The 14,106-nt window shown below is 43.5% G+C and carries 11 protein-coding genes; 5 read left to right on the top strand and 6 right to left on the bottom strand.

The features are described 5' to 3' along the window. Window positions 1-4 precede the first annotated feature (4 nt). A complete protein-coding gene (locus tag M2135_RS00065; RefSeq protein ID WP_280746520.1) occupies window positions 5-3,136 on the bottom strand; it encodes an efflux RND transporter permease subunit in 3,132 nt (1,043 codons plus the stop codon). Then, window positions 3,133-4,203 carry an efflux RND transporter periplasmic adaptor subunit gene (locus M2135_RS00070; protein ID WP_280746521.1) on the bottom strand — a complete coding sequence of 357 codons (1,071 nt, stop codon included), beginning with the start codon at window positions 4,201-4,203 and terminating at the stop codon, window positions 3,133-3,135. The genes M2135_RS00065 and M2135_RS00070 overlap by 4 nt, the downstream gene beginning before the upstream one ends. A 123-nt stretch (window positions 4,204-4,326) precedes the next feature. Between M2135_RS00070 and M2135_RS00075 the strand changes: the two genes are divergently transcribed. Then, window positions 4,327-5,259, top strand: a complete 933-nt coding sequence (locus M2135_RS00075) for an AraC family transcriptional regulator (RefSeq protein WP_280746522.1) — start codon at window positions 4,327-4,329, stop codon at window positions 5,257-5,259. A 299-nt stretch (window positions 5,260-5,558) separates the two neighbouring features. On the opposite strand, the gene M2135_RS00080 is transcribed toward M2135_RS00075, so the two are convergent. The 4 genes from M2135_RS00080 to M2135_RS00095 form a co-directional block, all read right to left on the bottom strand. Further along, entirely contained in the window at window positions 5,559-6,101 is a 543-nt protein-coding gene (locus tag M2135_RS00080; protein ID WP_280746523.1) for an FKBP-type peptidyl-prolyl cis-trans isomerase, read from the bottom strand. Window positions 6,102-6,105: 4 nt separating this feature from the next. Continuing rightward, window positions 6,106-7,650, bottom strand: coding sequence for a glycine--tRNA ligase (locus M2135_RS00085; RefSeq protein WP_280746524.1), 1,545 nt, complete (start codon window positions 7,648-7,650; stop codon window positions 6,106-6,108). Between the two features lie 117 nt (window positions 7,651-7,767). Continuing rightward, window positions 7,768-9,222 (bottom strand): aminoacyl-histidine dipeptidase, encoded by a 1,455-nt coding sequence (locus tag M2135_RS00090; protein WP_280746525.1) that lies wholly within the window; start codon window positions 9,220-9,222, stop codon window positions 7,768-7,770. 85 nt (window positions 9,223-9,307) lie between these two features. Next, window positions 9,308-10,297, bottom strand: coding sequence for a lysylphosphatidylglycerol synthase transmembrane domain-containing protein (locus tag M2135_RS00095; protein WP_280746526.1), 990 nt, complete (start codon window positions 10,295-10,297; stop codon window positions 9,308-9,310). 95 nt (window positions 10,298-10,392) lie between these two features. Here M2135_RS00095 and rsmA point away from each other — a divergent pair, with 95 nt between their 5' ends. The 4 genes from rsmA (at window position 10,393) to radC (ending at window position 14,085) form a co-directional block, all read left to right on the top strand. Further along, window positions 10,393-11,184, top strand: a complete 792-nt coding sequence (gene rsmA, locus M2135_RS00100; RefSeq protein ID WP_280746527.1) for a 16S rRNA (adenine(1518)-N(6)/adenine(1519)-N(6))-dimethyltransferase RsmA — start codon at window positions 10,393-10,395, stop codon at window positions 11,182-11,184. Window positions 11,185-11,240: 56 nt separating this feature from the next. Beyond that, window positions 11,241-12,596, top strand: a complete 1,356-nt coding sequence (gene mgtE, locus M2135_RS00105; RefSeq protein WP_280746528.1) for a magnesium transporter — start codon at window positions 11,241-11,243, stop codon at window positions 12,594-12,596. 145 nt (window positions 12,597-12,741) lie between these two features. Next, window positions 12,742-13,305 carry an elongation factor P gene (gene efp, locus M2135_RS00110; RefSeq protein WP_280746529.1) on the top strand — a complete coding sequence of 188 codons (564 nt, stop codon included), beginning with the start codon at window positions 12,742-12,744 and terminating at the stop codon, window positions 13,303-13,305. A gap of 69 nt (window positions 13,306-13,374) precedes the next feature. Continuing rightward, the gene (gene radC / locus M2135_RS00115) at window positions 13,375-14,085 is read left to right on the top strand and encodes a DNA repair protein RadC (protein WP_280746530.1); all 711 of its coding nucleotides are present in this window, start codon (window positions 13,375-13,377) and stop codon (window positions 14,083-14,085) included. Window positions 14,086-14,106 lie beyond the last annotated feature (21 nt).

Consider the following 14,106-nt stretch of genomic DNA (forward strand, 5'->3'; position numbering starts at 1 on the left):
GAGATTATTCTTTATCAGATTGAACATGAATACCAAAAAATACGGCATAGAGAACCGGAATGAAAAGTAAAATAATCAACGTCCCAACTAACAATCCACCCATAATGGTCACCGCCAGCGAACCGAACATATCATCCGAGATAAGCGGTATCATCCCTAAGATCGTTGTAAGCGAGGCCATCATCACCGGGCGAAAACGACTCGACGAACTATCCAATAATGCCTTGACCGGCTCTACACCCGATGTCAGCTGCAAATGGATTTCGTCCATCAATACAATTCCGTTTTTGACCATCATACCGATAAGACCCAATACCCCCACAATCGCAACAAATCCGAAAGTCTTACCGGAAAGAAGCATTGCGCCAACTACCCCGATACAGACAAGAGGTATACAACAGAAAATAATCGCCGGTTTACGATAATCCTTGAAGAGCATAATCAGAATCGCAATCATCAGAATGATCGCCAAAGGGAAGTTTGCAAACAGATATTTCGTCGCCTGTCCGCTTGCTTTACTTTCGCCTTCCCACTGCAAACTATATCCGGTAGGCAACGGGATAGCCTCTACCTGTTTGAGGATACTCTGCCGCACCTCTTCCGCACCATATCCCGATAGGGTGTTGCATTGTGCACGCATAGCCCGTTGCCCGTTATAACGCACTACGACGGGATCTTCCCATATCAACCGGATACCATTTGTCGCCTGGCTTAACGGTATTGTCCGCAGCATGCTCTCAAGTAAGTCTTCTTCCGAAAGACTACCGGTGATAAGTCCTTGCATCGTCTGTTTATCGAGCTGTTGCAAAGGAGGAATCATACTGAACACCGGTGTATTTTCCAAAGACTCGACCGGACGGCCATCTGCATCCACACATTTCAGATAAATTGTCCGGCTGTATTGCCCTTCGTAAAAGGTGGTCACAGGTATACCTCCCGTAGCGGAAAGCACCGAGAGTCCCACATCCGATCGACTTAAGCCGATATTACGCGCAACAGGTTGATTGTAGTCAATCATCAATACCGGAGACTCCGGCTCCCAATCATTCCGAACCAATAGAGTGCCGGGAGCCTCAAGCATAATCGCCTCGGCCTGTGCAGTAAGTTCTTTCAACACGGCAGGATCAGGTCCATTAAACTGTACCTCGATCGGATACTTTTTATACATCAGGTTATACCGTTTGATACGCACATACGCCTCCGGATAATTGGCTGTCAGATATTCCTGTATTTCATCAATAGAAGCGACCAACGCTTTGGATGAGACATAATCGACAATCAACTCGCCATACGACAGTGAAGGATCAGCAATACTCCGAACCAGGTTATAACGGCTCGGTGTTCCGCCAATGGATGTTGCAACATGCGTCACATCATCACGTTTCAATAGATAGTGTTCGATCGCTGCCAGTTCGGCTTTCACCTGTGTACTGTTCGATCCTTCCGGCAGTTTATATTCGATATAGAGTTGATCATAGTCGAGGTCAGGGAAAAATCCCTGCGGCAAAAAACGATAACAGAAAGCGCTGGCGGCAACCAATGCGACAGCAGCCAATATAGTCATTGTTTTATGCCTCAACGACCAGAACAAAACACGACGCAATACCTGATAATATTTACTTCCGTAAGGATCGGCATTTATTCCATCCGATTGAGGGCGTAACATCCGGTCGGCATTAATAGGCACCTGCGTCAAGGCTAATATCCAGCTGAGCAGCAATGATACGGCCAATACGATAAACAGATCATGCACATAAATCCCCGCCGTATCCGGTGAAAGAAAGATCGGGAAAAAGGCCAGTATCGCAATGATCGTTGCACCAAGCAGTGGAATAGCTGTTTTGCGACCGATATTTGTCAGCGCCTCTTGCCGGGACAACCCCCGCTTCAGATCAACCAGAATCCCATCGACAATCACGATTGCATTATCCACAAGCATCCCCATCGCAAGGACAAACGAAGCCAATGAGACCCGTTGTAAGGTTCCGTCGAACATATTCAAGACAAGGAAAGAACCGAATACAATAATAACAAGACTTATACCGATAATCAGCCCACTCTTGAAACCCATTGTAAAAATCAGTACCAGAATAACAATAAAAACCGACTCCACCAGGTTGAGTAGGAAAGTATTGATTGCCGTACTCACCCGGTCGGGTTGAAAAAATACTTTATGAAACGCTATGCCGGCCGGAATACGTGTCTCCTTTATCTCTTCCAGTCTGGTCTCAACCAATTGACCCAACTTAGTGACATCTGTGCCGCTCTGTGCCGAAATAGAGATCCCCAAAGCTTTCAACCCATCATACCGGAACTCATTGCGTACAGGATCTTCATAATCCAACGTGATCCGAGCAATATCTTTTAATCGAAGTTGATCTTCCTCATGTCCTTGCAGAATAAGGTTTTCAATATCCTTGACCTCCTTGTAACGATCGTTTACCGAAACACGCAATCGTTTGAAGTCGCTCTCATAATAACCCGAATAGATAATCTGGTTCTGCCCGTTCAGGGTAGAGAGCACTTCAGCCGGATGTACACCCAGGTTAGCCATCTGATCCTGAAACATTTCGATATGAATACACTCATTCCGTTTGCCGTAAATCTCTACCCGTGAAATGCCGGCAATATCTAATAGTTCACGTTTCGCCAGTTCGGCATAATCATTCAATTCACGGTCTGAGAAGCCATCGGAGGTAATCGCGAAAAACATACCATAGACATCCCCGAAATCGTCCTTCACTTGTGAAGTCCCGGCACCGTCGGGCAGTTGCGCTTGCACATCGGAGACTTTCCGCCGCAACATATCCCAATGTTGTTCGATCTCCTCATTCCCTACCGTCGTGACCAACTCCACCGTGATCATCGACACATCATTCATCGAACGGCTCTGTACATTATCCACATTAGGCATCGAACGGATACTCTTCTCCAACAAATCGGTCACTTCCAATTCTACTTGATGTGCCGAAGCACCGGGGTAAGTGGTGATTACCATTGCCTGTTTCACCCGGATCTCCGGATCTTCCAGCTTGCTCATATCATAAAACGACAAGACTCCTCCTACCACTAACACGGCGATCAGGAAATAGATCAATTTTTTATTGTTGAGCGCCCAACGACTTACATCTATCATAACAATCCTCCCACATTGGTTGATGATACCTGAGGCAGCGGTTTGACAACCTGCCCTTCTTTAAGCGAATGAACTCCCGCCGTAACCACTATTTCACCCGGTCGTAATCCCTCTGAGATAACCACCATCCCATTGGTCTGTACATGCATGGCTTTTACCCGGCGTACAGCGATCGTTCCGGAGCTCTCATTATAAACCCATACCGAACCATTTTCCCCTTGACCAAATAATGCCGTAAGCGGGATCAGGGTTAACATCGACTCTTTTTCCCGGTAATTCAACGTAACAGTAACACTCATCCCCGGCGTAGGTAAGGTCTGCCCGGCAATGGGTTTTATCACCAAACGCATCGTATAGAGTTGATTCAGGTTGGCTTTTCGAGTGATTCCAGACAGTGTCAAAGGAAATGTTACTCCCGGAAAAATCTCGGAAGTGCAAGTATACGTATCAAACTCCTCCCGACGGATGTAATCGGATATCGGCAGACTAACTTCTACCTCCGGATACGTATTATTAATCAAAGCAACAACCGGCATTCCGGCACTTACAGTCTCACCAGCATCAAAAAGGCGTTTCTGTACATACCCGTCGAAAGGAGCGAGCAGACGGGTATCTGCCAATGCATTTTTATGAGCATGGTATTTGGCTGTGATCTGTTGCAGACCATACAATGCTTTTTCATAATCATTCGGACTGACACTCTCTTTTTCATACAGGGAGATCAGCCGTTCAGCCTCTCCTTTGATCCGGTTATATTCGGCTTCGGTTGCCGCCAATTGAATCTCATAATCCCGCGGATCAATCTCTGCCAGTAATTGCCCTTTGCGGACAGCTGTTCCGGCTTCCACCGGGACACGCAGCAATGTACCACCTACCCTGAAAGCCAGATTTACATCGGCCGAAGCTTTTACCTTCCCTGGAAAAGTCACCGAAAGTTCCTGCCCATAGACCTTTACAGTATCAATCTTTATCGTTGCCACCACATTTTCTTTCTCTTTTCGCGAAGAACACGAAAACAAAAAAACACCAAGGATCAATATCCCGAACAATCTCCATAACTGTTTCATACCTATTTAATTAATTATTAGTTAGCGTCGTTGCAAAATTAGAGAGAATACAGCTGTGAATATGGTCCTTTTGATACAGTAAAATGTTCCAATCAGGAACAAATAATCGTATTTTACTTGGATATGATCAAAATAAATATCTATTTTGAAATTCAAACAGTTCAAACAGTCGATATGCAAAAAAAGAATCAAGAGATCATCAAATCCCTCTCCATATTGGAGAATAATGAAGCCTTCTTTGATAGTTTTATGATTGAAGGGTATGAAGAAAATGTGTTTGGCCTCGAATCAACACCCCGACTGATTGATGCCGCAGGGATTTGTATCTGTTTGCAAGGAGAAGGAGAGATCATTGTCAACACCCAAAGTTACCATTTCAAAAAAGGGGATATGTGTGTGATACTCCCTAATTCTATTTTACAGATTGCCTGGAAAAGTCCCGATTTTGAAGGATTTACAGTAGCCTCGACCCGTGAGTTTTTAGACAACATCAATTTCCCTCCCGGCCTATCCATGTACCTGTTTATAAAGGAAAATCCATGTATCTCTTTGAATCCGACCGAACAAAAGAGACTCCTGATTCTGTGTAAAAGCCTGAAGGCACACGATAAACGAACCGAACACCCTTTCCGTTATGAGATATCCCGGTTTCTGGCATTGACAATTATCTGTGAGATCGTCGCTACCTATCAGAAAAACCAACCTTTACAGCGACAACCCTACTCGCGAAAAAACAGACTATTCCTCGAGTTCCAAGAACTGATAGCCAAACACTATTATAAACATAAAACCGTGGATTTCTACGCAGATAAGTTATGCATCACCTCCCGTTATTTATCCACTATTGCCAAAGAGATATCGGGCTCGACGGCCACCGAATGCATTACACGGGTTGTCATGGTAAATGCCCGTACATTACTGACCACAACCGAAATGAGTATACAACAGATATCAGACAAATTGAACTTCCCTAACCCGTCGTTTTTCTCCAAACATTTCAAGAAAAACACAGGGATGACTCCAAAAGAATGCAGGAATTTACGAAAAAGAGTGTGATTATTTTTCACCCTTATTGGAAGACTTTTTTGTCTTATTCTGACTGTTTTTCTGTAACACGTACCTCTGTTTTCTGTTAGAGGTACGTCTAAAATAATTTAGAGGTACGTCTAAATCCATTTAGAGGTAGGTGTAAAACAATTTAGAGGTACCTCTAACAAAAAAGTGTTTCTAATGTTCGAATAAACCGACAGCGACGTGACGGTTTTTGTTCTGATCCGTTCGCAACATAGTGCTACAAAAAAAGGAGAGTTTGTTGTCTACTCTCCTTTCTTTATAATACAGCTAAACGTTTTTATTTATTTCGGTTGAATAGTCACAGAACTATCTACGATCTCCAGTATCTCGAATTCAAAATGGAGCGTACAGGCACCACGGAACGTGAAATTGCCATACGAGTCATAATTATCATAAAGACCGTATCCCAACTGATAAGGAATCCAGATTTCCCAACGGTCGCCTTCCTTCATGTATTGCAAGGCTGTAGTTGCTCCTTCGACCATACCATTGACAGAGAATACTGCTGGTTCCTGATAATCACGTTCCCTCTGATCAAATATTTCCCCATCAACATACTTCCCGGTATAATAGGTTTTAATGGTACTGTTATAAAGAATCCGTTCTGTTCCGGTACCTTCTTGCAGTACCTTATAGTAAACAGAACCGTTATTGCCGATACTTTTTATTTCGGTATAGGCCGGATCAGCAGCGATTTTCGCAAAAGCAGCCTCATTCTGCTGTTTCCATACTTCATCGACTACTACCTCATCGTCATCATCGCAGGATACGATTACGAACGCACACATCAACATCAAGACAATATGCCAATACTTTTTCATCATCAATTTATTCTGTTATTTTTTTCAATAAATTCTTCATACTTACCTTTTCGGTAATAATTTCAGGTAGTTTGTCTATGGCGACACGCTCCTGTTCCATGGTATCACGGAAACGGATCGTCACACAATTATCTTTCAACGTATCATGGTCGACCGTTATACAATAAGGCGTGCCGACAGCATCCTGACGACGGTAACGTTTGCCGATCGAATCTTTCTCATCATATTGACAGCGGAAATCGAATTTCAGCATATCAATGATCTCTTCCGCCTTTTCAGGAAGACCGTCTTTCTTCACCAGCGGCATTACGGCCAACTTCACAGGAGCCAATGCTGCAGGGAGTTTTAAAACGACACGTGTTTCTCCGTTCTCCAAAGTCTCTTCACAATACGAGCCTGCAAGTACACTCAGGAACATACGGTCGACTCCGATAGATGTTTCAATCACATACGGTACATAACTTTTATTCAACTCCGGATCGAAGTATTGGATCTTCTTGCCCGAATATTTCTCATGCTGGCTCAGGTCGAAATCTGTACGGCTGTGGATACCTTCCACCTCTTTGAAACCAAAAGGCATTTCAAATTCAATATCCGTTGCGGCATTGGCATAATGAGCCAACTTTTCATGATCGTGATAACGGTATTTCTGATCGCCTAACCCAAGCGCTTTATGCCATTTCAGACGCATCTCTTTCCATTGCTTAAACCAGTCGAGTTCTTCGCCGGGACGTACAAAAAATTGCATTTCCATCTGTTCGAATTCACGCATACGGAAGATAAACTGACGGGCAACGATTTCGTTACGGAACGCTTTTCCGATCTGTGCGATACCAAAGGGGACTTTCATGCGTCCTGTTTTCTGCACATTCAGGAAGTTGACAAAGATACCCTGTGCCGTCTCAGGACGCAGATAAATTTTTGTTGCTCCATCGGCTGTCGAGCCCATATCGGTCGAAAACATCAGATTAAACTGTCGTACTTCCGTCCAGTTACGGCTACCCGAGATCGGACAGACAATCTCACAATCCAAAATAATCTGACGAAGATCTTCCAGGTTGGAATCATTTAATGCTTGAGCGAATCGATTATGTATTTCATCCCATTTCGCCTGATATTCCAATACGCGTCCATTTGTTGCTTTGAACTGCGCTTCATCAAAGGCTTCCCCAAAACGTTTGGCGGCTTTAGCCACCTCTTTATTGATCTTTTCTTCGATCTTAGCCAGATGATCTTCGATCAGAACATCTGCACGATACCGTTTTTTAGAATCTTTATTGTCGATCAGCGGATCATTAAACGCATCGACATGGCCGGAGGCTTTCCAGATTGTCGGGTGCATAAAAATAGCCGAATCGATACCAACGACATTTTCATGCAACAGGGTCATACTGTCCCACCAATATTTTTTGATATTGTTTTTGAGTTCAACACCATTCTGCCCGTAATCGTACACCGCTCCTAATCCATCATAAATTTCCGATGAAGGGAAAACAAATCCATACTCTTTACAGTGCGAAACCAACTTCTTAAAAACATCTTCCTGTGCCATATATATACAGTAATATTTGTTTACATTTCAATTAAAGAGATGCAAAGTAAATGATTTTTTCGGTAATGACCAGTATAATAAAGACTTCTTTACTTTAATTCGTGTAGTAAAGGAGATTTATATCTGCGCTAATGTGGCGGTAATAAACTCCCACACTTTCTGCACAGACGGGATATTGATCCGTTCATCCGGCGAATGAGGGAATTGCAGATCAGGGCCAATAGAGATCATATCCATTTCTGGATAGATTCCTTGGATAATGCCACATTCCAAACCGGCATGCATCACTTTGACGGAAGGTATTTTCCCGAATAACCCTTCATACGTTTTCAGCATCAGATTCAGAACCGGAGAGTTGATATCAGGTTGCCAACCGTTATAAGCACCTCCGTATTCCACCTTCGCCCCGGCAAGCGAAAAGATACTGTCCAGACTAGAACAGACATAGGCTTTCCGGCTTTCCGATGAACTACGTACCAGTATTTTGACTTCGAGCATCTCCGGAGTAGATTTAATCACGGCCAGATTAGAAGAGGATTCGACCGTTCCGGGGAAATCACTTAACATACTGATCACTCCATTCTGACACCCTTCCACGGCATTGATCAGATCATCCTGTATCTGTTCGGGAATCAACGTTTCAGGCATATCGGTCATCTCTGCGACAAACATTATACCGTCTTCGATACCAACATATTCCGTGCGGTACATATCCTGATAGTCGGCCACCAGTTCCCACAATGCCTGCACATTATCTTCCGGAATAGTAATGACTGCAAATGCCTCCCGAGGAATCGCATTCCGCAAAGAACCTCCTTCGACAAAAGAAAGGCGTGCGCCATAATCGCAAACTCCCTCTTTCAGAAAACGGAATAAGAGTTTATTCGCATTTCCACGACCTAAATGGATATCGACACCCGAATGTCCGCCTTTCAAACCGGTCAGACTTAATTTAACAGCCACATCTCCTACAGGAATATGTTTGTCCTCTTTATATTGAAAAGAGATATTGAGATCTGCTCCACCGGCACAACCAACGAATAATTCGCCTTCTTCTTCCGAATCACAGTTGATCAGGATCTCTCCTTTCAGAAATCCGGGTTTCAATCCAAAGGCACCATCCATGCCGACTTCTTCATCCACGGTGAATAACGCTTCTACAGGACCGTGTTTCAGTGTCGTATCAGCAAGGACCGCCATAGCCAATGCCGCACCGATTCCGTTATCGGCACCCAGTGTTGTATCCCGCGCTGTCACCCAGTCGCCTTCTATGTAAGCATCGATCGGATCTTTTGTGAAATCATGTTGAACATGGCTGTTTTTCTGAGGAACCATATCCAGGTGAGATTGTAGAATAACCGTTTTGTGTCCCTCCATACCCGGTGTGGCCGGCTTACGGATCAACACGTTCCCTACTTCATCCTGAACGGTTTCTAATCCAAGGTTTTTACCAAATGTGACAACATAACGTGTGACTTCTTCCATCTGTCCGGTTGGGCGAGGTATCTGGGTAAAGTCATAAAAATAACCCCATACGCTTTTTGGAGAAAGTGCTTTGATCTCTGCTGACATAGAATTAATCTTTAAGTTTATATTATTAGTTTCTGAAAAACAGATGGTGTCTTCATCAGGCACAATCCGACTTACAGCAAACTATTCAACTTTCTTTATTCGTTAACGGTAATGCAACAATACCAAATAGTCCACAAATTCCTGTCCATATGGTCTGAACTGTATGCACCACCAAGGCAAAAGCAGCGGCATCATTTTCATTTACGCCAAAGCAAACCAATGTGGCTATCACCATAAAATGCCAGGGACCAATACCTCCCTGAACAGGAATGGCCACTCCGATACTGCTCATAGTAAATGCAATTAAACCGACTACAACACCTAAGTCACGGGTAAAATCAAAGGCATAAAAAGTAATGTAAAAATAAAAGAAATAACCCGTCCAGATAAGCAGGGTATACAACAGGAAACGTACTTTATGTTCCAACAGCCAAAGACTTTTAACTCCCGACCACACATTGCCCAGCATTGTACGGGCTTTTTGTACAAGCGTAAACCGCTTCATAAAAGTCAATACAAACCAGATGATCAGAATAAGTACGATCGCCGCCACATATATCCAGATCGAATTGAACATCGATTGGAATCCTTCCATCAACGCCGGGTTCTTGGCAAAAAAACTTTTGAAAAAACCGATGTTAAAGATAAAGATCATCAGGGTGATAAAACCGACCATCAGTGTATCACACACACGGTCGATCAATAAAGTACCGAACAATTTACTGAATGGGATCTTATCATATTTCGTAACAACACCGCATCGCCATATTTCTCCGACACGTGGAAGGACTAGATTTACCGCATAATTTCCCAGGACTGCGTAAATCGCATTACTCAACTTATAACGTTCCCTCAACGAATCGATCAATAACCCCCAACGAATACCACGGATGATATTCGCAAACAAACCGAAAAGCAGGGAGAAAAGAATGATATCGTAGCGAACACCTTTTTTGATGACCAGCCATATTTCGGAAAAATCCATTTCACGGTATAAATACCATAACAACAGACCCCCAAAAACTAACGGAAGAACAATCTTGAATAAGGTTTTAAGAAGGTGCTTAAAATCCATTATAAGTAGGGTACTTTAATTATTTATTGTACTTTTGTGCACCTGCAAAGATAAACATAAAATTTAAAACAATACACTTTACATCAAAGAAGTCAATGAGAGGAGTTAAACCCAAAAAATCGTTAGGCCAACACTTTCTGAAAGATCTGGAAGTGGCTCGACGAATTGCCGAGACAGTTGATGCCTATAAAGGTCTTCCGATATTGGAAATCGGTCCGGGCATGGGGGTACTGACTCAATTTCTCTTGGAGACGGGACATGATCTTCGGGTGGTTGAGTTAGATATGGAATCGGTCGATTATCTGGAGCGCCACTTCCCGGCGTTAGCCGGACGGATCATTGCCGATGATTTTCTCCAATTGAATTTATCTCTGTTTTTTTCCGAACCGTTTTGTATCATCGGCAACTATCCCTATAATATTTCCAGCCAGATCTTTTTTAAGGTGCTCGATTATAAAGAGCATATTCCTTGCTGTTCAGGGATGTTGCAAAAAGAGGTAGCCGAACGCCTGGCAGCAGGGCCAGGGAGTAAAACCTACGGGATTCTAAGTGTACTGTTACAAGCCTGGTATGATGTCGAATATCTGTTCACCGTCCCTCCCGATGTATTCGACCCACCTCCCAAAGTCAATAGCGGAGTGATCCGTATAACACGCAATAAACGGGTCGATCTGGGCTGTAATGAAAAATTGTTTAAGACAGTCGTTAAAACCTCTTTTAACCAACGCCGAAAAACCTTACGCAACTCGATGAAACCTCTGCTTGGAAAAGATTTTCCGGATTATGGACAGACGATATTCGACAAACGCCCCGAACAACTTTCGGTCGAACAGTTTGTTGAATTAACATGTTTGACAGACAGCTGGCTTAAAAGAACAGAGATTTAAAAAGACAGTTCTCCAGCCAGAAGTTGTTTCAATATGCATGAATAAAATGAGCACTTATGATTGAAGTAACAAAAGAATATATCGAACAGTTGGAAGAACTCATCAAAGAAAAGAATGATCTTCAACTAAAAGCGATTCTGCAGGAACTGCACCCTGCAGATGTGGCCGAATTGTATCAGGAATTAAAACTGAAAGATTCGGGTTATATCTATCTGTTGCTTGATGATGAGAAAGCGGCCGATGTGTTGATGGAACTCGACGAAGAAGACCGTCATAAGCTACTCAAAGAACTACCTCCTGAATTTATTGCCAAACGTGTTGTAGATAACCTGGAATCAGACGATGCCGTCGATCTGATTCGCGAATTGGATGAAGACACACAGGAAGAAGTCCTCTCCCATATCGAAGATGTCGAACAGGCCGGAGACATTGTCGACCTTTTGAAATACGACGAAGATACCGCCGGAGGATTGATGGGGACAGAGATGATCGTGGTCAACGAGAATTGGAGTATGCCCCAGTGTATCGAAGAAATGCGTAACCAGGCTGAAGAGGAAGAGATGGATGAGATTTATTATGTATACGTCGTCGACGATGATGAACGCCTGAAAGGGGTACTCCCGCTTCAACGATTGATCACGAATCCTTCCGTCTCGAAGATCAAACATGTCATGAAAAAAGATCCGATCGTTGTTCATGATAACGACAGCATTGAGGAGGTGGTACAAACCATTGAAAAGTATGACTTGGTAGCACTTCCTGTCGTGGATAGTATCGGACGTCTGATCGGGCGGATCACCATCGACGACGTGATGGATGAAGTACGCGAACAACACGAACGTGACTACCAGTTGGCTTCCGGTATCTCACAGGATGTGGAAACATCCGATAACGTATTCACCCAAACAGCTGCCCGCCTCCCCTGGTTACTGATCGGGATGATCGGTGGGTTAGGCAACTCGGTGATCCTCGGTGGTTTTGAAAGTAGTTTTGCCATGAATCCCAAAATGGCTCTGTTCATTCCGCTCATTGGAGGAACCGGAGGAAATGTAGGGATACAGTCTTCAGCTATTGTTGTACAAGGCCTGGCCAATAACACGTTGAAAAAAGAGCATATCGTCAGACAAATAGTCAAAGAGTCTCTCGTCTCACTAACGAATGCCAGTATTATCAGCCTGGTGGTGTTTATGTATAATTTTTTCACCCTGGGAGATAAAGCGATTACAGCTTCCGTCTCATTAAGTCTTTTTGCTGTCGTTATGTTCGCCAGTATATTCGGAACGGTTGTACCGATGACGCTTGAACGAATGAAAATCGACCCGGCTTTGGCTACCGGCCCGTTTATTACCATCACCAACGACATTATCGGCATGATGATCTATATGTATATTTCGTCTGTACTGATGTCTTAATCGCTCCTTGTTTTATCGCCAAAGAACAGAGCCTTCGGCAGTTTGCGTTTGTCACTTTTGGAAGAATATACTATTTTTGCATGCAATTCAGTGAGATAACAATTATTCTCAGCATAATTATTAATCAAAAATATAATCTTATTTTATGGCAACAACTGCTGATTTCAGAAACGGAATGTGTCTTGATATTGATGGCTCATACTTTTTCATTATAGAATTTCTTCATGTCAAACCGGGTAAAGGTCCGGCTTTTGTGCGTACCAAACTGAAAAACGTGACAACCGGCCGTGTACTTGATAAAACTTGGAACTCCGGTGTTAAGGTGGAAGAGGTACGTATCGAACGTCGCCCCTACCAATTCCTGTATAAAGACGATATGGGATACAATTTTATGCATCCGGAAACATTCGAACAGATCACTATCCCGGGTGATAGTATCAGCGGTGTCCAATTCCTGAAAGAGGGAGATATGGTAGAAGCCATGGTACATGCTGCTAGCGAAACAGTCTTGACTTGCGAACTTCCGGCTCATGTGATCTTGGAAATAACCTATACAGAACCAGGAGTAAAAGGCGATACCGCAACAAACGCATTGAAACCGGCGACATTAGAAACCGGTGCTGAAGTACGCGTTCCGCTCTTTATTGAAACCGGTGAAAAGATCGAAATCGATACACGCGACGGTTCCTATATAGGAAGAGCGAAGTAAAAATTAATGGTTAATGTTGAATGATAATCATTCAACATTAACCATTCACTACGACTAACCAATAACAACATGAAAAGCCAAAACCAGAAACTCTCCATCAAACATTGGGCTGAAGAAGACCGACCGCGTGAAAAAATGCTCCAAAGAGGAGCCTCTTCCTTAAGTGATGCCGAACTGATTGCCATACTGATTGGATCAGGCAACCATTCGGAAACAGCTGTTCAGCTGGCTCAACGGATCTTACATACTGTAGAGAATAATCTGAATACGTTAGGGAAACTGACCATCAAAGAATTGATTGCCGGTTTCAAAGGCATTGGTGAAGCCAAAGCGATCACTATTATAGCAGCACTCGAACTGGGCAAAAGGCGTGGTAATACGGATGCGCCACAACGAGACAAAATCAGCTGTAGCCGGGATGCCTTTCAACTACTCTACCCATTATTGGGTGATCTGCCGCACGAAGAGTTATGGATTATTCTGACCAACCGTGCCGGTAAAGTCATTGATAAAAAAAAGATCAGTCAGGGAGGTACAGGAGAAACATCTGCCGATATCCGGTTAATCCTTAAATCGGCCATTCAGACACTGGCTTCCGGTATTTTGCTTTTTCATAATCACCCTTCGGGAAACATCGCTCCCAGTACACATGACGACCTCTTGACCCAACGACTGAAAAAGGCGGCCAAACTCATGGATATCTCCCTGTTGGATCATCTGATCATTGCAGACAACCGTTACTACAGTTATGCCGATGAAGGACGAATGAATGAAGATTAAAATTGTATATTTGCATGCAAA

The sequence above is a fragment of the Parabacteroides sp. PF5-9 genome, from assembly GCF_029893105.1.
Lineage (GTDB): Bacteria > Bacteroidota > Bacteroidia > Bacteroidales > Tannerellaceae > JARXWG01.

Bases quoted from the DNA above. Each gene is read 5' to 3' on its own strand.
- M2135_RS00065 (WP_280746520.1), bottom strand. From the start codon at position 3,136: ATGATAGATGTAAGTCGTTGGGCGCTCAACAATAAAAAATTGATCTAT.
- M2135_RS00070 (WP_280746521.1), bottom strand. From the start codon at position 4,203: ATGAAACAGTTATGGAGATTGTTCGGGATATTGATCCTTGGTGTTTTT.
- M2135_RS00075 (WP_280746522.1), top strand. From the start codon at position 4,327: ATGATCAAAATAAATATCTATTTTGAAATTCAAACAGTTCAAACAGTC.
- M2135_RS00080 (WP_280746523.1), bottom strand. From the start codon at position 6,101: ATGATGAAAAAGTATTGGCATATTGTCTTGATGTTGATGTGTGCGTTC.
- M2135_RS00085 (WP_280746524.1), bottom strand. From the start codon at position 7,650: ATGGCACAGGAAGATGTTTTTAAGAAGTTGGTTTCGCACTGTAAAGAG.
- M2135_RS00090 (WP_280746525.1), bottom strand. From the start codon at position 9,222: ATGTCAGCAGAGATCAAAGCACTTTCTCCAAAAAGCGTATGGGGTTAT.
- M2135_RS00095 (WP_280746526.1), bottom strand. From the start codon at position 10,297: ATGGATTTTAAGCACCTTCTTAAAACCTTATTCAAGATTGTTCTTCCG.
- rsmA (WP_280746527.1), top strand. From the start codon at position 10,393: ATGAGAGGAGTTAAACCCAAAAAATCGTTAGGCCAACACTTTCTGAAA.
- mgtE (WP_280746528.1), top strand. From the start codon at position 11,241: ATGATTGAAGTAACAAAAGAATATATCGAACAGTTGGAAGAACTCATC.
- efp (WP_280746529.1), top strand. From the start codon at position 12,742: ATGGCAACAACTGCTGATTTCAGAAACGGAATGTGTCTTGATATTGAT.
- radC (WP_280746530.1), top strand. From the start codon at position 13,375: ATGAAAAGCCAAAACCAGAAACTCTCCATCAAACATTGGGCTGAAGAA.